Source organism: Clostridium sp. 'White wine YQ', from assembly GCF_028728205.1.
In the GTDB taxonomy this organism is placed as follows: Bacteria; Bacillota; Clostridia; order Clostridiales; family Clostridiaceae; genus Clostridium_T.
In genome coordinates this window covers 454,405-474,469 of the sequence record NZ_JAQYUU010000001.1, presented here as the reverse complement: position 1 = coordinate 474,469, position 20,065 = coordinate 454,405, and the positions used below count along the sequence as shown (strand labels likewise).

Below are 20,065 nucleotides of genomic sequence, written 5' to 3'. Positions count from 1 at the left end.
TTATTTTTAATAATGCGACATTTGTAATAATATTTTATAGACTATTCCATTTAAGTTTATTCAAGAAATTAGTCCAACTGAAACAACCTAATTTATCATTACTTGAACCTATTTCATCTTTGTTTACATACCTTTTAGTAATTACATAAATAGGCATTCCAAATTCATCAAAAATAAATGTATAATTCATACTTTCCTTATTCCAATCATTTAGAAGAATAGCTTTAGTTTTATTTTTCAAATCAATAAACACAATTTCATCTGTATCAGGAATTTGATCTTCTGAACGAAAAACTAAAAATTGTTCAGTAGCAACTTCAAAACCATGAAAATTATATGGCTCAATGTTACAGCAAAATTCAACTTGAAGATTGTGTATATTAATTCTATAAATGTCTCCTCCATCATAGTCATATTCAAGTATTCCATCTTGATCTTTGTCTATAATCTTAGTAATGTATAAATAGTTTCCAATTATACTTGTTTCATTTATATCATAATTACCAAACGGTAAGACCTCGTGCTTTGATTTATCACTAAAATCTACAAACCAAAGAGATTTAGTTCTAATATAATCTTTTTTGTCTTCAATCTTTTTCCCATTAAAATCATAAGATAAATATTTACATTTAGTATAAAAAAATCCATATGGAATATCTTTATATCCTACATCCATATGTATAATCTCAGTTTCACTATCTTGATCTAAAATGAACTCTGGCTCAAGTTCAATTATTTTCACTAAACTGACCTCCATAAATTAATTTAATATATACAAATTATACCATACTATTTCTTTATAAATAATTAATTTCAATCCCGTAGTAATTAATTATGAAAGAACCTAATTCATCTTCTAAGTTGCGACTAATTATCTCTATACTTTCCCTTTCGTAAAATCAAAAAAGACACGTCCTACTAGTTTTCACTAATAAAACGTGTCTTGTATCTTTAATTTAATTAGTACTAATTAAATTATTTGTTCAGACTTTCTTCAATAGCAACTGTAAGTGCTTAAAACAAGCCGATTAACATAGCATTTGTGTATTATAGGTGTATTACTATTAGATTCCTAAAGCTTTCTATACGCTCTTTTAACTGAATCTAACAAATCGATATATTTAAAACTAAAGTAATACAGTTCCCTTAAATCATATTAGAATATTTTGATTAGCTTTCTAGTTCTAAATGGAAAAGTACCTAGTCTAGGCTAAGTATTTTTTCTTTTACTTCCCTATTTAATTATAAAAATCATATTATTTTTTCATTTTATCCTTTACAACCCCAATTAAGCCCATGAAAACACCTCCAAAAAACAGTGCTGTGATAACATAATAAACATAGTCGCTTACCCTTTCAGTATAGAATGATGCTCTGCCTTTTAAAACGATATCTAACGCAACTAATGAAACTCCAATAGCAACGCTTATAAAAAAACCTGAAATAAATTTACTATGAGTTCGAAAATAATCATATTTCAATACGCAAATTATTATTCCTAATGCACAAATTATAGATACTAATACTATCACGTTACTTGGGATATTATTATATCCTATTAAATTAACTAATGTATAAATTGATAAAATTATTATTATAATAATACTATTTTTCTTATCCATATATATAGCTCCTTTTAGCGGTTTCTAATAAAACCATTTATCTATGCTTTACTTATTAAAACTTCCTCAATTAATGGATTATTTTCGTTTAACATCATATACTATCCTATAAATAATTATGAAAAGACAAAGTGCAAAAAAGCTTCCTAATGACAATATCATAAGTAGTAATCCATACTTGTCTATCATAGCTGGATATTCTTTAAATATTATCAGAGTAACAGACATTAATATGCTTGCTAAAATTAACAATATCGTGACAATTGTATCTAATTCCGAATCCTTTTTTCCCATCCTTATAAGTACCAAATATCGCAAGAGAACAAGCGATAACTAAAAGTGCCACAAATACTTGAGCAGAAATATTTTCTATTCCTACGCTTCTTATTATTAATTGTGTAATAAGTAACACACTTACTGTTACAATGCTATATCCTACATTTTTATTATTCATATCTAATCATCCCTTTCAGTATAACGATATACATATTTAACTTTTGTATATTTATTAATCCCCAGCTTATATATTTCGCCACCCTCCCATATTTTCCCTTTTAGGAACATAAAAAAAGACACGTCCTACTAGTTTTCACTAATAGAACGTGTCTTGTATTTTAATTCAATTAATTCTAATTCAATTAATTCTAATTAAATTATTTTGCTAAAGCTTCTTCAATAGCAACTGTAAGTGCTTAAAATAAGCCGATTAACATATCATTTGTGTATTATAAGTGTATTACCATTAGATTCCTAGAGCTTTTTATAAGCTCTATTCAACAGAGTTGCGCCAATCGATATAGTAAACCTAGAATGATATAACACCTTAAAATCATATACTATTACGCATTCCTATGTGATTCAAAAAAAGAGAGTTATTATAACTCTCTTTAAAGCTTCTCATAAACTATTAATAAATGTTCCCTAATAATACTAACGCATACTATTTATTGTCTTATCTAAAACCGATACTACTTTTTTTGTGCTGATTATATCTAACCAAAGCACTGGGTCTGCCCCTTTTAATAATGAAACACATATTTCTATTTTTTCTTTATTGTAAACTTGTATTATAATTGTTCCAGCATTTTTTATGTGAAAATTGTTTTCTTTGACTGTCATAGTCTTAATATGCTTTATTTCATCTACATTAAACTTAACTTGTTTATCTTCTATCATTTCTATTGCCTGCTTTAGAGCTATACTTATCTCTTCAGCTTGTTGTGGATTAACGAAAATTTTAGCACTTCCATTTTCCATTGAACTAATTCCCACCGCAATTAGAGATTTCTCAAATATCTCTACTGTAAGCGCCCCAACATTCTCTTCATCAAATTCGGCATCATCAATATTAATCTTTCATATATTTTCCATGATTTTACTAAGTTTTAAATTTATTCTTTCTATAGTTTTGCAAGCAAACTCATTATCTGGCTCAACGCTTAGTAATTTACTAACCCACTCCTGTGCATTACGAAAATCATCAAGTTTATAGTAACAATGGATAATATCAATTAAATTATAGGTATCATATGGATTTATGGTATTCACATATAATAACTCTCTTAAAGCTTTTGAATAATCTTTGATTTCTATGTAAATTATCCATTTACACTCTCTTGCTTGTATGCATTCATCATCATATTTTAATGCTAAATCAAATTCCTTCAATGCTTCATTATACAATTGTAATCTATAAAAACATATTCCAAGATTTAAATGTGTTTCTGATTGCTCAAAATTTAATGATAGTGATTTTTCATAGTATATTCTTGCTTCATCAAAGTCATTAATTTTATCATAGTACACACCTAAATAATAATAAGCATCTTCACTATTAGGATTTATATTAATTGCATTGTTAAAACAGTCTAGTGCATCCTGTAACCTGCCTTGTTTTAAATAAACTCTGCCTAAATTAAAAACTGGTCGTTCTACTTTAGGGCATTCATTTATTAATCTTTTAAATATGTTAACTGCTGAGTCAAAGTCTTCCATTCCCAAATAACAACAGCCAATATAATTTAAACAATCATAAGATTCATTTGAGCTATAGTATTTTTCGAAATGCTCTAACGCCTTTTTATATTCTTTCTTAACATAATATTCTTCACCTATCACATAAAGTTCTTCAATATCCAATTCTCAGTTACCCCATTCCTAATATTATTTATAAATATCTACTTACTAGTAAATCAGTCATTTTCATTTCACTTCATAAACTATTCTATAAATAATTAAGAAAAGACAAAGTGCAAAAAAGTTTATTAATGATACGAAAAAATTATGAGTATCATAAGATTATTCTTACATATTCTTAGGTGGCAAAAAAATTAATGCAAGAATTGTTACTGCGTTTATTATAATCATACTAAATGTTATAGTTATTTTTTTATTTACTGGATTTCCTTTATCTATAATAAACAGTATGCCTATTATATCAACGAATAAAGAAATAATTCCCAAAAATACTTTTATTACATTTACTCCAGCTGTTGTATTCCCTGAATCAAAAAAATATCCACCCAGCTTTATCATTACACTACACAAAATTCCAAGGAGTGTTATTATAGAATATATTGTGAAATTCCTGATATTTTTCTTTTTTCTAACGATTTCTATTATTGCACTTATTGCTGTTAAAATAGTTATACTCATCATCAATACAAAAATAGAGTCATAACCTATAACTTTTGCTATTGAACTCATCAACAACGGTATAATTATATATACTATAAGTGGAAATTTTGAACTATCCTCATCTAATAAAGCAATTATCTTACTTTTAATCCTATCAATCATACTATTCTTCCTTTTAGAATATAATTCTCCAATTTATATACTTCGTCACCCTCCCATATTTTCCCTTTTAGGAACATAAAAAAAAACACGTCTTACTAGCTTTACACTAATAAAACGTGTCTTGTATTCTTAACTTAATTTATACTAATTAAATTATTTGCTTAAAGCTTCTTCAATAGCAACTGCTACTGCAACTGTAGCTCCAACCATTGGGTTGTTACCCATTCCGATAAGACCCATCATTTCAACGTGAGCTGGAACTGATGAAGATCCTGCGAATTGAGCATCAGAGTGCATTCTTCCCATAGTATCAGTCATACCATAAGAAGCTGGACCTGCTGCCATGTTATCTGGGTGAAGAGTTCTTCCAGTACCACCACCTGATGCAACTGAGAAGTATTTCTTTCCTAGATCAACCATTTCTTTTTTGTATGTTCCAGCAACTGGATGTTGGAATCTTGTTGGGTTAGTTGAGTTACCAGTTATAGAAACATCAACTCCCTCATGATGCATTATAGCAACACCTTCTCTAACGTCGTCAGCACCAAAGCATCTAACCTTAGCTCTTGGACCGTTTGAGTAAGCTATTTCTTTAACTATAGCTAATTCTCCAGTGTAGTAATCAAACTTAGTTTGAACATATGTGAATCCATTAATTCTAGAGATTATTTGAGCAGCATCTTTTCCAAGACCGTTTAATATAACTCTTAATGGTTCTTTTCTTACTTTGTTAGCTTTTTCAGCTATTTTGATAGCACCTTCAGCTGCTGCGAATGATTCGTGTCCAGCTAAGAATGCGAAACATTTAGTTTCTTCACTTAAAAGCATAGCTCCTAAGTTTCCGTGTCCTAAACCAACTTTTCTATCATCTGCAACTGATCCTGGGATACAGAATGCTTGTAATCCTTCTCCTATAGCAGTAGAAGCATCAGCAGCTTTTTTAGCTCCCTTTTTAACAGCAATAGCAGCTCCTAAAACATAAGCCCATCCAGCATTTTCAAATGCGATTGGTTGAGTTTCTTTTGCTATTGTGTATGGATCAAATCCAAGATCTTGACAAATCTTTCTTGCTTCTTCCATAGATGCAATTCCGTACTTTTCTAGTACTGGAGTTATCTGTCCTATTCTTCTTTCATAACTTTCAAATAATGCCATGTTAATTATCCTCCTTCAACCACTTAATTATGCATGTCTTGGGTCTATTACTTTAGCAGCATCATCAAATCTACCATATTGACCTGTTGCTTGTTCTAAAGCTGTTTGAGCATCTACTCCCTTAGCTACAGATTCCATCATTTTTCCTAAGTTAACGAACTTATATCCAATGATTTGGTTATCAGTATCTAAAGCAACGTTAGTTACGTATCCTTCAGCCATTTCTAAGTATCTTGGGCCTTTAGCTAAAGTTCCATACATTGTACCAACTTGGCTTCTTAATCCTTTTCCTAAGTCTTCAAGACCTGCTCCTATAGGAAGTCCACCTTCTGAGAAAGCACTTTGAGATCTTCCGTATACGATTTGAAGGAATAATTCTCTCATAGCTGTATTGATAGCATCACAAACTAGGTCTGTATTTAATGCTTCTAATATAGTTTTTCCTGGTAATATTTCAGATGCCATAGCAGCTGAGTGAGTCATTCCAGAACAACCTATAGTTTCAACTAAAGCTTCTTGAATAATTCCATCCTTAACGTTTAAAGTTAATTTACAAGCTCCTTGTTGTGGTGCACACCAGCCTACTCCGTGAGTTAATGCTGATATGTCTGTAACTTCTTTAGCTTGTACCCATTTTCCTTCTACAGGAATTGGTGCTGGTCCATGATTTGGGCCTTTAGCAACTACACACATTTCTTCAACTTCTTTTGAATACATCATATTTGTTACTCCTCCCTAACAATTAGAATTTATAGCCTAAAATTAAAGGTTATTCGAAAGGGCTATTTTTTCAAACGGGCACTTTATTGTCCCGCTGGGTTATTTATTACCTATGTATATTCTAACAAATGAACATGTCTCAAACAATATAAATTTTTCAAAATTTAAAAATTCCTCCTCCAATGCTACAATTATTGATAATTTTTCATTAATATCCTCAATTATCTTATATATTTTGATGGCAATCTTTTCTATAAGTTGAACAAGCTATAAATTAAGTGATAAAATACATTTATATAAATTAACTAAGAGGTGTTTTTTATGGAACATATTCCAAGTTTAGTATTACAAAAAATGATTTTCTATTTTGAAAAAGACATTAGAAGAATAAATCATGCCCTTAAGGTTTACAGTTTTAGTAAAAATATTGGAGAATTAGAAGGACTTAATAATAACGAACTTTTGATACTTGAAATATCCTCTATTCTTCATGATATAGGCATTAAGGAAAGCGAAAGAAAATATAATAGTTCAGCTGGTAATTATCAAGAAATAGAGGGTCCACCAGTAGCTAGAGAGTTACTTAAAGATTTAAATCTAGATGAAGAAACAGTAGATAGGGTTTGTTATTTAATAGGAAACCATCATAGTTATAGCAAAATAAACGGCTTAGATCTACAAATTCTTATTGAGGCTGATTTTCTAGTTAATGCCTACGAAGATAACATGAATAGACGAGCTATTGAAACTTTTAAGGATAAGTATTTAAAAACAACCACAGGAAGAAAATATTTGGATTCGATTTATGTAATATAATTTCTGCATTATATTTATTAGTTTGGAGATGTTAAAATGGACAAATGTATTTGGTGTGGTAAAAATGGTGATGGCTATAAAGAACTTACTTTAAAGAGTGAAAATTTAGGTGAAAATAAAATGCTTATATGCAGTGATGAATGTGAGAAAAAAACTACTTCTTATTATCAAAAAGTATCTAGGAATTTAAAGTTTTTTGTTACAGGTATATTGCTCTCTGTATTTATAGGTATTCCTCTTACTTTCATGCCTAAAATAGGCTTATAAATAATGTGCGGAGGTGCTGCACTCACAATCATTTTATTTCCTTTTGCTACGCCTCAAACAAATGCATTTCTTGGAATAAAAAGATCAGTTTTATTAACTCGAATAATAGGACTTATAATGTTAGCTCTAGTGCTAATTTTTAATATCAGATAAAAATGGGGACGGTTCTGCACTTTAAAAGTGTAGAACCGTCCCTTTAATTAACTTATTTTCTTCTTTTTACGTTGTAATCCGTACCCTATTGCAGCTAATACCAATCCAAATGCTAAAAGCCTTTCTGCACTAACTACACTACCTGTCTTAGGAAGATCTGAGTTTTCACTAGGAGTTGAAGGATTAACTACATCTCCAATTATGCTAACAGGCTTTGTACTTGCCTTCCAATTGTTTGAACAATCTGGAGAAATGGTCTTATGATTTTGAATATAGCTCATCATCAAGCTTCTTACTTGTCCATCGTCGCCTAATGCCTTTGAGGAATCATAGGTTACTATACTTGGATCAGTACTACTTAATCCAACGGCTTTCATAAAGCCTCCACCGCCATTGTATCTATAATTATTGATGGCAACTGTATATATTGTATCTTCTTTAACTGATACTCCATTTATCTTTAAGTTCTTAATTCTATTCCCTGAAACTACTCTATCTGTAACTTTGTCAATTGTACAAGCTGGTTCAGTTAAATCTATATCATAAGTTGCACCATATAATTGATCTAAATTATAGTCTGCAATATTTAAAACTGTGTCTTTTGTAATTGGGTCATTTTCATTTGATACTTGTTTGTAGTATCTTACTGAATATTCCATCCAATCCTTCAGTTGCTTTCCATTCATCTTTACTCCATATAGGAAATTCTCAAATACATACACTGACATTACATCTTTTATAGTAACATTTCCTTTTGGTATATATGCTGATGCACTTAATGGTGCTGCAATTGAGAGTTGAGTTCCTGCTGCTTCTTTTTGTACTTTATTTATTAGTTCCATTATTGCAGTTGGCTTTTCCAATTGTCCTTCACCTTTAAATTCCCCAGTTGATGTTCCAAGTACAGTTTGAATATACTTTAATGTTGTATCTTGGTATGGCTGTGCTAAATCCTTAATAACTTGATCTTCTTCAATGGCATTATCCATTGGCACATTTTTTGTATTTATTCCATTTAGACTACCATTACTTGCGATATTTATATCTATTTGTGAAACATTGTTTGCCCATTTACCAGGTTCAACTACTGGTACAACTTTTCCTTCTGGATTCTTTAATTTAAGATCATTTAAAGTTGAGTGTGCATGTCCTGCAACTATTGCGTCTATTCCAGTAACTCCTGTAGCTAAAGCTTTTATTTCATTTTCTGGAATAACATCTGAAGCACTTTCTTCTCCACTATGAGCAGCAACTATAACAATATCCGCTCCTTTTGCTCTTACCTCAGGTACCCATTTTTTTGCTTCATCTACTAAGTCATTAAATTTTAATCCTTTATAATGTGCTGCATCTTCCCAATTTGGTATGCACTTAGTAGTTAAGCCTAGTATACCTACCTTTATTTCCTTGCCATTTACATTAAAACTCTTTATATAATAAGGATCTACAAAGTTACTTCCATTGTCTTTATAGGTATTTGCAGATAAAACGTGAATGTCATGGCTCCTTGCATCTCCAATTATTCTATTTAATGTATCTAAGCCATAATTGAACTCATGATTTCCAAGTGTCCAAGTATCATATCCCATAGCTCCCATAACCTTAGTCATAGGATACTCTGTTTTAGTATCAATCATATCATAGTAATATGATAGTGGAGTTCCTTGTATTGTATCTCCATTATCTATAAGCATAACATTTGAATTTGAAGCTCTAAGTCCTTTAACATAGGTAGATACCTTTGCTAAACCTTGTGGCTTTGAAGGAGCTTTACCTGTTGCATAATCATAATTGTAGACATTACCATGTATATCTGATGTGGCTACAACTGAAATAGTTTTTTCACCAGAAACATTTATTATTCTATTTTCAGTAGATGTAGTTATACTTGGATCATTAGCCTTATGCTGTCTTAACCAATTTATTAATGCCTCTCTAACAAGAATGTGTGAATCATTTGCAGGATTGGTTCCTCCTAAGTTTTTAAAGTTTGTAAATCCATCACCGCCAGTAGCTAAGAAATCTGGAGCAGCAACTGTAAGCGCTTCGCTATCTGATATAGGTGAACCATCTTCTCTAGTTATATTAACTATTCTTTCTCCGCTAGCATTAGAAGAATTATAAGAAAACTTTATTCCAGATACTTGTATTCCTTTTCCTCCGTCTTGTACTGCCTGTTCTAAGACTGATTTAAGGCCTGCTTTATTCATAGTTAATTTATATACGGTGTTATCAAAAGGCATGAACTGCCACATAGTTCCAACTGTTATATCTCCAGTAGGAATATCTATTCTTAATCCTCCGTTATTTTGAATTCCAACATCAGCTGATACTGCATTTCTTGTTACGTCTGATGCCCACTTCCCTAAAAATGATGATCCGTATGGCTCTGCACTTTGAGTTCTTTTCAATATACTTCCGCTATTTTTACCTATAACCTCTGATGATATTGGTGCAACTTTAGTATTTGCATCATCTACAATTGCTTTAATATTTTGATCTATTATTGGATTACTTGTTTTATATCCATTTGCATTATCTAAAGCTGTATAGTCTGCGGCACTAGGTGTATTAAACTCAACCTTACCTTCTGATGTTACTTTAAATTTTGCATCAATAAATCCTTTACCACTTGAGTTTGCAATATACACTGGAATTTTTGTAACTGAAGCATTTGCATATACCTTTGAATGAGAGTGTCCTCCAAAAACAGCATCTACATTTGATAAGCTATTTGCTATATCAAATATTGGCCCTGTAGCATTATCTAAGTTATCTCCTTCATGAATTAAAGCTAATGTTACATCTGCTAGCTTTTTATCTTTTATTTCTTTTGCTAAAGAATTTACTTCAGTAGCAACGTCTGTAAACTTATAATTGTCCCCAAAAGCTGGAAGTATTATAGTAGGTGTAGTATCTGTGATTGCTCCAATAACTGCAATCTTAACACCATCTTTCTCAATAATTTTGTATGGATCAAAAGCTCTTTTTCCAGTAGTTTTATCATAAACATTAGAACAAACTATTGAGTAACCTGCCCCCTTCATGGTTACATTCTTAAGTGTATCTATCCCCCAATCAAACTCGTGATTACCTAAGGCAGTTACTTCCATTCCTAATTTGCTAAATACCTGCTCTACTGGAACTCCCTTAAGCATATTTGATATGGCAGATCCTTGATATAAATCTCCTCCCCCTAATAGAAGAGTTCTTCCTGGATTCGAGTTTTGAACTTTCTCTATCCTATCTCCTAGAACTGCTGCAACTTGATTATTACTAGAATCTAAAAGTGTACCATGAAAGTCAGTAACCTCTATTATGTCAAAATTTTTCTCAGCTGTAGCTGCTTTAGCTATGCTTACGAAGCCGTTTGAGAATAGTGAAAATACAACAAACATTGCTACAAATAAAGCTGTTAATTTTTTTTGCCTTAGAACCCTTTTCAACATTACCCATCCCCTTACATAATTTTATAAGAAAACTTTACCATATTTTCCCATATAATTATATTATAGCAAAGTAAAATTTATGTAAAAGTTCGTGATTATGCATATTTTATATAAAAATTTTAAGGATTATCCCAAAGTAAATATAAATTCACTTTAAGATAATCCTTTCTAAACTAGTATATTTTCTTTTCATTTATTAAGTCAATAAACTCTTGCACTATATATGGATCAAACTGTTTTCCTGAACATCTTTTTAATTCCTCAATGGCAAATTCAACACTTAATGCTTCCTTGTAAACTCTCTGATGAGTCATTACATCAAAGGAATCTACAATGTTTATTATCCTTGCTAAAAGAGGAATTTCTTCTCCTTTTAGTCCTATAGGATAGCCTGTACCATCATATTTTTCATGGTGATTTAGTATTTCATCTGCAATATGTGCTAGTACAGGTGTTGATTTAGCAATTCTATATCCTATTTCTGTATGGGTCTTCATTATATCAAACTCTTCTTTTGTTAAGGATGAAGGCTTCATTAATATCTGCTCAGGTATTCCTATCTTTCCAATATCATGTAATAGAGCTAGTAATCCTAGTTCATCCAATTTATCTTCACTTAATCCTAATCTCTTTCCTAGCTTTAAACTTAATTTCTTTATTCTCATGGTATGCTGCTCTGTTTCACTATGTTTTTCATGTAATGTCCTTAATAATGAACTTATTGTAGAATTTCTAGAGCTCTTATCCTCCATAAGCTTATTACGATACATTCTTTTTTCAGCTAAACACATTACAGCTTCAGTATTAGGATATTCATCATTTTTTTCGGCATATCCTAAGGCTATGCTAATATTAAATTTATATCCTGTTTCTTTCAGGCATGCAATTTTTATGTCATCAATTAATTTTGAAATATAACTTCTATCTTTATCTACAATGACTATAATAAATTCATCTCCACCCCATCTTGAGATAATCTCATGGGTACTGCATGCTTCCCTTAATATTTTGCTTGCAGCATAAATCAATTTATCTCCCTCTGTATGTCCAAAAGAATCATTTACTAGCTTTAATCCATTTAAATCTCCCATTATAATGAAATATTTAGCTTCTTCGTTAGAATCTAATTCACTAAAGACCTTTTCCATATAAGCTCTATTTTTAATTCCAGTAAGCTTATCAGTAAAACTTAAATATAATATTTCTTCTTCATATTTCTTTCTGTCTGTTATATTAGATAAAGTGCTTACTATCCTTATTGGCTTTCCATGTGAGTCTTTCTCTGAAACCTTTCCTCTTTGTGATACCCAAATTATATCACCAGACTCTTTTATAATTTTAAATTCCTCTGTGAAACTATCTTCTTCACCTTTAATTACTTTGTAGAACTTTTCCCTTAATCTATCAATGCAATCAGGGTGAATTTTAGAGACATAACTTTTAAATAATTCAATTCCATTTTCGCCCTCGTACCCTATTTCTTCTTTCCATTCTGGGCTAATATAAACTTCTCTGCTTTTCACATAGAAATCTAAATATCCATCACTCGTAGCTTCCATTATTATTCTAAATCTTTTATCACTCTCTTTAATATCCTTGTAGGCATTATTTAATTCCATTAACATCCTGTTAGTAGAGTCAGCTAGCTGATTAAGCTCATCCTCTCCACTAAGTTGAATATTGAGACTCGTATCCTTTGTTTTTGCCACATACTCTATAAAATCAGTCAATTTAGAAAGTCTTTTAAATATTTGCTTGTCGATAACTATATAATCAATAACAAATACTAATAAAATCTGTAGAATAATTCCTATTACAAAAATACTAAAATAATATTCTTGATAATCAGTTTGTTCTGTTTCTATGGAAAACATTATAGTCTTTTCACCATATACGTCAGTTTCAACTTTATAAGCCTCAAAACTCGATTTATCTTTTTGGTACTTAACTTCATTATTTAAACTTTTGAAATCCTTGTAATATTTATCTTCTGAAATACTTATATTATTAAATGTGAGTGATGTCTTTGCTGTTTTTTGAATGTAATCTAATAATTTATTATCAATTTCTCTAATAAATATCAAGTATCCGTTACTATCAGCTGAATCATCTGATTTTGTAACCTTTGACTTTGCAACTAGAAAAGCTTTATTTTTTACTAAAAGCAATGGACTTTTAGTACTTCCAATATCTTTTATCTCTTTATTCTTTAGTAAAATTTCATTACTCAACTCTTCTGCTACTTCTTTATCAATTCCAGTTTCTTTACTATATACCAAATTACCTTTATCATCTAAAAAGATCATCATTTTCAAATTCAGTGTAACTAGCGAGCTAAAGTCTAAGTTAGATTTTATATAATCGTCATTTTTATTATTTATAAATTCATAGGTATCATCCCAAACGGCCCAATCTAAAAGCGAACTTTTCAAATTTTCTTCTTCATTGCTTAAAATATAGTCTACCGTTTGAAAGCTTTCTTCTATTTCATTTTTTTTATGTTTCTCTATGAATCCATAATATGCTAGATAAAATACAGCATATGTTACCAGAAACATGAAGATAAAACTTAAAATAACTACAGAAAAAGTTTTTTGTTTAACCTTCATTTCATCACTCCCCACAAAGGATTTTTCTTCTATATCTTGCAATTTATATTATTATTATCGTATGTTTATCTACTTTTCTTTATTGTTTCTTCTTCATTTTTCTTCTTTTTTCGTCATGATGCATAAGATAATATTTCCCATAAAAAAATACAGAAAATCTCATTTTAAGAGAATTCTCTGTATTAATTAAATTTCATTATCTAGGCAGTTGTGGTGATAATTTCCTATTTTCCAAGGAGCATTTACTAACTTTTTTTGCTGCTCTTTTCTTGTGATAATTTTATACCCTTATGGAACTAGCTACCTCTTCCTTTGCAGCTTCCCCTTGTTTTTGAACTGCTTCTTCTGCTTTCCTAATTTCCTCAGGATCTCCTAGATAATAATGCCTTATTGGTTTTAATTCATCATCAAGTTCATAAACCAAAGGAGTTCCTGTTGGAATATTTAAATTAGTAACCTCTTCATTTGATAGATTGTCCAAATACTTAACTAAAGCTCTAAGACTATTTCCATGAGCTGCTATTACTATATTCTTGCCACTTTTAACTTCTGGTGCTATGACTTCATTCCAGTAAGGTATAACCCTCTTAATAGTGTCATTTAAATTTTCAGTAAGTGGTAGTTCTTCTTCTTTTAACTCACTATATTTTTTTTCATTTCCAGGGTATCTTTCGTCATCTTTTGATAAAGCAGGTGGATATACTTCTGAGTCTCTTCTCCATTTATGGACTTGTTCGTCTCCATATTTCAATGCAGTTTCTGCCTTGTTAAGCCCTTGAAGTGCTCCATAATGTCTCTCGTTTAATCTCCAAGATCTTTCTACTGGTATCCATAATAAATCTAATTCATCTAATACGTACCATAAAGTCTTAATTGACCTTTTAAGTACTGAAGAAAATCCTTTATCGAAATTATAACCCTCTTTTCTAAGTATTTCTCCTGCCTTCTTAGCTTCTTCAATGCCTTTCTCTGAAAGCTCCACATCTGACCAGCCTGTAAACCTGTTTTCTTTATTCCATACACTTTCTCCATGTCTTAACAAAACAACTTTTTTCATAATATTTCCTCCTATCCTCCATTATATTTATTTAATCGATATTAATAATCATTACTATATAATAATTATACACCTAATATGCTTATATTTAACCTCCTATATTATCTAAAAACTCCTAAATAACATAATTTAAACCATTACTTACCCTTTTTATTTCATTTTTCTAAGTTTATTGCCCTTTTATACAAAGTATAAAAGCCACTAAAGAATTGTTACTCTAGTGGCTTTTAAGATTATTAAAATCTTTGTTCCGTTCTGCTTATAATGTCTTCTTGTGTAGTAGCATCTAATGTTACAAATTGTGCACAATATCCCGCAACTCTAACTATTATATCTCTATATTCTTCTGGGTTCTTTTGTGCATTTCTTAAGGTTTCTGTAGACATGATATTAAATTGAATATGCCATCCCTTAACTGCAATAAAGCTCTTAATAAACATAATAAACTTTTCAAATCCAATATCATTATTAACTAAGTTTGGAGTAAATCTAACATTTAATAATTGACCGCCAGTCATAAGAATATTAGGAAGTTTTGATACAGTTTTTAAAACTGATGTTGGTCCTTTAGTATCTGTTCCTTGTACTGGTGAACATCCTTCTGCAGCTGGAGTCCATGCCTTTCTTCCATCAGGGGTTGCTCCAGTTACACATCCCATTGGTACATTAGAAGATATTCCTGATGTAGATAAACCATAATTCCCGCCTATTGGACCTTTACCATACCTTGTATTATTATATTTTGAAATCTCTTTAATATAGGTTTCATATACATCCACAGCTATATTATCAACATATGAATTATCATTTCCGTATTTTGGTGCTCCCTCTAATACTTTTCTTATTCTTTCTCCATTAACTCCTTCAAAGTTGCTATCTAATGCATCTTTTATTTCTTCTAGGGTAAATAATTTATCCTCATATACAAATTTCTTAAGAGCTGCAAAACTATTAGCTGCATTTGCTAGTCCAACTTGAAGCCCTGAAATTATATCATATACAGCTCCCCCTTCTTTTATAGTTTTACATCTTTCTATGCAATTATCAATTAATGAAGAGCAGAATATATCTGGATAATCTAATAGATTTACATCTGCAACCTTATCTGAAACTACTGATAATTTTGTATAATATTCTATATTCTTCTCCCAAGCTTTCCAAAGATCTTCATATTCTTTAAAATCCTTTAATGAACCATTTCCTGCATTAAGAATATATCCAGTTCTTTTATCAAATCCATCATTTAGTGTAAGTTCAAAGGCTTTTATAAAATTAAGGAATGTCATTCCTGTACATCTATAGCCCCATTTTCCTGGAACAGCTACTTCAACACAACCTACCATTGTATAGTTATAAGCATCTTTGTAGTATACACCTTTGTTTAGAAGAGCAGGAATGATTATATCATCATTATGAAGTGCAGGCATTCCAAAGCCTGTGGATATAACTTCAGCGCATTCTCTTAAAAATCTTTCCGATGTATTTGCATGAACCCTTGCTGAAAGATTTGGTTGAGTTAATTTTGCTTCCCCAACACTTTCTAAAATCAAAAAGCTCAATTCATTTACTGCATCAGTAAAGTCAGAATTAGTTCCTCCAATTGTAACATTTTGATAAGTCGGATATCCTGCCCCATAGCCTGAATGAGAAGTTGATCTTATCTTAAGAATTGAATATAGCTTTATCCATAAGCATTGTAATAACTCTTTGGCATATTCTCTATCGATTATTCCTTCTTTAATATCTTTCATATAATAAGAGTTTAAGTATTGATCCACTCTTCCAAGAGATGCAGAGTGTCCATTGCTTTCTATTTGTATTACTAAATGAATAAACCAAATCATTTGAAGAGCTTCTTCAAAACTTTCTGGAGCATCTCCTGGTACCTTCTTACAAATTTTTGATATCTTTATTAATTCTTCTTTTTTCTTCTCGTCTGTCTCTTTTTCACTTAATTCATATGCAAGCCTTGAATATCTTTCTCCAAATTCTATAATGCTTTTATTAATTATAATTATAGATTGTAGAAAAGCTATTTCCCTTAATGCATCATCATCACTTATATCAATTTTATTAAATCTTTCTTCTGCTTCTTTTATAATTCCATTCAATCCTAACTTTAAAGCTTTTTCAAAATCAGGTACTATATGCCCATCCCCAGATGTCATATTTCCTTCTCCATGTATAACTTTAATTTCAGAAGCTTTCTTAACCTCTTCAGGAATTACTGCCATACACTTATCTTTTAAGGTCTTTCCTTTCCAATAACCTATAATTTCTCTTAGTTCTTCTATATGTTCCTCTGGAAGATAAAAGTTATCTCCATCTCTCTTATTGAAATTCCCTTTATCATTAAGTTCATCCTCCATCCAATCTACTGCATACTCTGGAAATATTGGTGCAGTTCTTTCTTCTGAGGCTTGATTACCTACTATAAGTTCCCCATCTTTAATATAGATGCTCATATTTCTTAAGATTTTTTCTACTGCTCTAGCCCTTTTAATGTATATTGGCTGAGCTTCATTTTCTTTATAAGCCTCAGTGATATATCTTGCACGCTCAATGCACACCATTGGAGTTTGGGATAAAACAGATTCCCTTAACTTTTTAATTCTTTCACTTTTAATTTCAAAACTTTTCATTTTTCTATCCCCCTATAATACATTTTATATTTTCTTCTTCAACCATAGCCTTTAAAGTTTCTATATATTTTAAATCTCTTTTTTCTAAATCTTTTAGCTTATATTCCTTCTGTAGTCTCTTATATTTGTCCATTCCTAAGGTGTGATAAGGAAGAATATGAATTTCATTAATATTATTTTCCTTGGCTATTTTAATAGTTTTACCTATGTTTTCTTTATCATCATTTAAACCTGTTATTAATGGAATTCTTATAATAATCTGTTTGTTTAGCCTAGAAAGCTCTTTAAGATTATTTAGTATAACTTCATTAGGTACCCCCGTTAGCTCTTTATGAATTTGTGAATCAGTATGCTTTATATCAAATAAGAAAGTATCTGTAACTTTGCTTAGTTCTTTTAACTTTTCAACGTTTCCATATCCTGAAGTCTCAACGGCAGTATTTATATAATTTTCTTTGCACTTAGTAAGTAGTTCTATAACAAAATCAGCATTCATGAGTACTTCTCCCCCAGAAACTGTTATTCCTCCTGAAGATTGTCTATAGAAAACTTCATCTTTGTAAACCTCTTCAAAAACCTCCTGAACTGTCATGTGTTCAGCAACAAATTTCAGAGATGAAGTCGGACAAGCTTTAATACATTTGCCGCAGGTTGTACACTTTTCATGATCTATTTTTATCTTCCCATCTACTAAACTTAATGCTAAATCATCACAACTTTCTATACATCTTCCACATAAAATACAATTAGTATCCGAATAATACAATTGATTTTTACTACTCTGAGTTTCAGGATTACTACACCACAAGCACCTTAAAGGACAACCTTTTAAGAAAACCACTGTTCTAATCCCTGGACCATCATGTATGGCATAATGTTCAATATCGCAAATCAAGGCTTCCATCTTCTCTCACCCTTTCACTAATTATCATTCATTATCACTTGTTATTGTTCAATATCATTTTACTCTTAAAATATTTTTGCGTCAATATATTATTATAAGGTTTATTTATAATAATCTTTATTTTTAACTTCATTTAATATACAATAAGTATATTATCAAATTTTATCATTCATTATCACTCAAGGAGGAATTAAATGTTTGCAGAAGAAAGATTAAATGCAATTATTAATATATTAGAGGAGCAAGGAAAAGTATATGTTAAAGATTTAAGTGCGAAATTTAACATGTCCGAACCTATGATAAGAAAAGATCTTCAGAGACTTGAAAAAGAAGGAAAATTGAAGAGAACTTATGGTGGGGCAATACTTGAAAGAAAAAAGGCTGAAAGCACAAGCATTGAAACTAGGCTTGTTAGAAATACTGATAAAAAACAAGTTATAGCTAGAAAAGCTCTTAAAGAAATCAATGACTTGGATATGATTTTTTTAGATATATCCAGTATTAATTTTTTGATAGCTAAATTAATAGCTGAAGAAAATAAAAAAGTTACATTAGTTACAAATATGGTAGAGATCTCAACTCTCTTTAATGAAAATACTAATACTGAATTAATTTGCATTGGCGGAAGATATAACAAACTTCTTGGAGGGGTTGTAGGTTCTGCTGCCTCATTAGATATTTCTAAATATAGAGTAGATAAAGCCTTCATAGGTAGCTGTGGAGTTAATGTACTTGATAACAGCATAAGTAACTTTGATTTAGAGGAAGGTAACACTAAAAAAGCTATTATCAAAGCTTCAAAAGAAACCTTTATAGTAATGGAAAATACTAAGTTTATTTTTGACGGTTCATATAGATTTGCTATTTTAGATGATATAAATAATATCATTACAGATGAGCTTCCTGAAAAGAAGATTTTAGATGTTTTAGAGTCTAAGGATATTAGAGTAATTTAAACTTTAATCTAAATAAATGACTATATTTTAATATAGTGTTGAAAAATAGCCTTAAAATTTCAGGTGAAATTTTAAGGCTATAATGCTCAATATAAGAAAATTGTGCAACATAATTTATAATTATATCTATTCAACTAAAATTCTATCACCTTTACTTGTAGGCGTAGAAACAACCACAAATTCTATGTCACAATCTGAATTATTCATCATCTGGTGAGGAATCCCTGGTAATATTTCTATTCCTTCGTACTCATTTAATAAAATAGTTTTCTCATTGAGTTCTATTGTTGCTTGTCCGGACAGTACAAAGAAAAACTGCTTTGCTTTTTGATGAAGATGCCTAACTTCTGAAGTTTTTGAAGGCATCTTCTCATGTATAATACTTAGTTCATTAGTTTTAACTAAATGCCAACCATCACATATGCCTCCCCAAATATAGTGTTCTGCATTATCCTTACTAATTTTCATTTTTTATTCCTCCGATTTTATACTTTAAATCTAAAAGTGAATCTCTTAATTCGTCATATTTTACTATTGTTCATTTGATTATAGTTTTATATAGTATATAAAACAAATTAAAGCTGTCACATCAATTCTTAATCAACCCTATTATACTTACCATATTTATTTCTAATTAAAATATTATCACCAACTGGAAAACTCGTCCATATTACATTAGCATAGCAATTTAGCCATATTAAAAATGGATATAAAAAAAGAGAAGTGAATATTAATTCACTTCTCTTTTTTTGGTGCTGATGGAGGGACTCGAACCCTCACGATTTGTGGTCGGTGGATTTTGAGTCCACTGCGTCTGCCATTCCGCCACATCAGCAAGGCACTTAAATATATTATCACATCTTTTATGTTAATGCAATATTAACTTGTAATTTCATGTTAAAATATAGAAAGAGGA

17 protein-coding genes and 1 tRNA gene are annotated in these 20,065 nt (G+C 30.4%); 3 read left to right on the top strand and 15 right to left on the bottom strand.

The annotated features are described in order from the left end of the window. Window positions 1-34 precede the first annotated feature (34 nt). From PTZ02_RS02225 to PTZ02_RS02190, 8 genes are all read right to left on the bottom strand, one after another. Complete coding sequence (locus tag PTZ02_RS02225; protein WP_274226191.1) at window positions 35-742, bottom strand: hypothetical protein; 708 nt, start codon at window positions 740-742, stop codon at window positions 35-37. Between the two features lie 514 nt (window positions 743-1,256). Then, window positions 1,257-1,622, bottom strand: coding sequence for a hypothetical protein (locus tag PTZ02_RS02220; RefSeq protein ID WP_274226190.1), 366 nt, complete (start codon window positions 1,620-1,622; stop codon window positions 1,257-1,259). Window positions 1,623-1,824: 202 nt separating this feature from the next. Next, a complete protein-coding gene (locus tag PTZ02_RS02215; protein ID WP_274226189.1) occupies window positions 1,825-2,076 on the bottom strand; it encodes a hypothetical protein in 252 nt (83 codons plus the stop codon). Window positions 2,077-2,552: 476 nt separating this feature from the next. Next, the gene (locus tag PTZ02_RS02210) at window positions 2,553-2,879 is read right to left on the bottom strand and encodes a hypothetical protein (protein WP_274226188.1); all 327 of its coding nucleotides are present in this window, start codon (window positions 2,877-2,879) and stop codon (window positions 2,553-2,555) included. Window positions 2,880-2,978: 99 nt separating this feature from the next. Then, the gene (locus PTZ02_RS02205) at window positions 2,979-3,761 is read right to left on the bottom strand and encodes a tetratricopeptide repeat protein (RefSeq protein WP_274226187.1); all 783 of its coding nucleotides are present in this window, start codon (window positions 3,759-3,761) and stop codon (window positions 2,979-2,981) included. A 165-nt stretch (window positions 3,762-3,926) separates the two neighbouring features. After that, on the bottom strand, window positions 3,927-4,421 hold the full coding sequence (locus PTZ02_RS02200; protein ID WP_274226186.1) for a hypothetical protein: 495 nt from the start codon (window positions 4,419-4,421) through the stop codon (window positions 3,927-3,929). A gap of 153 nt (window positions 4,422-4,574) precedes the next feature. After that, window positions 4,575-5,576 (bottom strand): GGGtGRT protein, encoded by a 1,002-nt coding sequence (locus PTZ02_RS02195; protein ID WP_274226185.1) that lies wholly within the window; start codon window positions 5,574-5,576, stop codon window positions 4,575-4,577. A 27-nt stretch (window positions 5,577-5,603) separates the two neighbouring features. After that, window positions 5,604-6,296 carry an iron-sulfur cluster assembly scaffold protein gene (locus PTZ02_RS02190; protein WP_202767661.1) on the bottom strand — a complete coding sequence of 231 codons (693 nt, stop codon included), beginning with the start codon at window positions 6,294-6,296 and terminating at the stop codon, window positions 5,604-5,606. Window positions 6,297-6,617: 321 nt separating this feature from the next. Between PTZ02_RS02190 and PTZ02_RS02185 the strand changes: the two genes are divergently transcribed. Together PTZ02_RS02185 and PTZ02_RS02180 are read left to right on the top strand one after the other, a co-directional pair. Continuing rightward, the gene (locus PTZ02_RS02185) at window positions 6,618-7,112 is read left to right on the top strand and encodes an HD domain-containing protein (protein WP_274226184.1); all 495 of its coding nucleotides are present in this window, start codon (window positions 6,618-6,620) and stop codon (window positions 7,110-7,112) included. 36 nt (window positions 7,113-7,148) lie between these two features. Beyond that, complete coding sequence (locus tag PTZ02_RS02180; protein WP_274226183.1) at window positions 7,149-7,379, top strand: hypothetical protein; 231 nt, start codon at window positions 7,149-7,151, stop codon at window positions 7,377-7,379. A 200-nt stretch (window positions 7,380-7,579) separates the two neighbouring features. Here the strand turns inward: PTZ02_RS02180 and PTZ02_RS02175 are convergent, their stop codons facing one another. The 5 genes from PTZ02_RS02175 to PTZ02_RS02155 form a co-directional block, all read right to left on the bottom strand. Then, the gene (locus PTZ02_RS02175; protein ID WP_274228053.1) at window positions 7,580-10,978 is read right to left on the bottom strand and encodes a bifunctional metallophosphatase/5'-nucleotidase; all 3,399 of its coding nucleotides are present in this window, start codon (window positions 10,976-10,978) and stop codon (window positions 7,580-7,582) included. Between the two features lie 176 nt (window positions 10,979-11,154). Continuing rightward, window positions 11,155-13,590, bottom strand: coding sequence for an HD domain-containing phosphohydrolase (locus PTZ02_RS02170; protein ID WP_274226182.1), 2,436 nt, complete (start codon window positions 13,588-13,590; stop codon window positions 11,155-11,157). 280 nt (window positions 13,591-13,870) lie between these two features. Beyond that, window positions 13,871-14,647, bottom strand: a complete 777-nt coding sequence (gene gpmA, locus PTZ02_RS02165) for a 2,3-diphosphoglycerate-dependent phosphoglycerate mutase (RefSeq protein ID WP_274226181.1) — start codon at window positions 14,645-14,647, stop codon at window positions 13,871-13,873. A gap of 236 nt (window positions 14,648-14,883) precedes the next feature. After that, window positions 14,884-17,289, bottom strand: coding sequence for a glycyl radical protein (locus PTZ02_RS02160; RefSeq protein WP_274226180.1), 2,406 nt, complete (start codon window positions 17,287-17,289; stop codon window positions 14,884-14,886). Window positions 17,290-17,293: 4 nt separating this feature from the next. Continuing rightward, complete coding sequence (locus tag PTZ02_RS02155) at window positions 17,294-18,193, bottom strand: glycyl-radical enzyme activating protein (RefSeq protein WP_274226179.1); 900 nt, start codon at window positions 18,191-18,193, stop codon at window positions 17,294-17,296. Window positions 18,194-18,387: 194 nt separating this feature from the next. Between PTZ02_RS02155 and PTZ02_RS02150 the strand changes: the two genes are divergently transcribed. Next, complete coding sequence (locus PTZ02_RS02150; protein WP_274226178.1) at window positions 18,388-19,149, top strand: DeoR/GlpR family DNA-binding transcription regulator; 762 nt, start codon at window positions 18,388-18,390, stop codon at window positions 19,147-19,149. A 126-nt stretch (window positions 19,150-19,275) separates the two neighbouring features. On the opposite strand, the gene PTZ02_RS02145 is transcribed toward PTZ02_RS02150, so the two are convergent. After that, a complete protein-coding gene (locus PTZ02_RS02145; protein WP_274226177.1) occupies window positions 19,276-19,617 on the bottom strand; it encodes a cupin domain-containing protein in 342 nt (113 codons plus the stop codon). Between the two features lie 282 nt (window positions 19,618-19,899). After that, window positions 19,900-19,984 (bottom strand) — tRNA-Leu (locus PTZ02_RS02140). Between the last annotated feature and the right edge of the window lie 81 nt (window positions 19,985-20,065).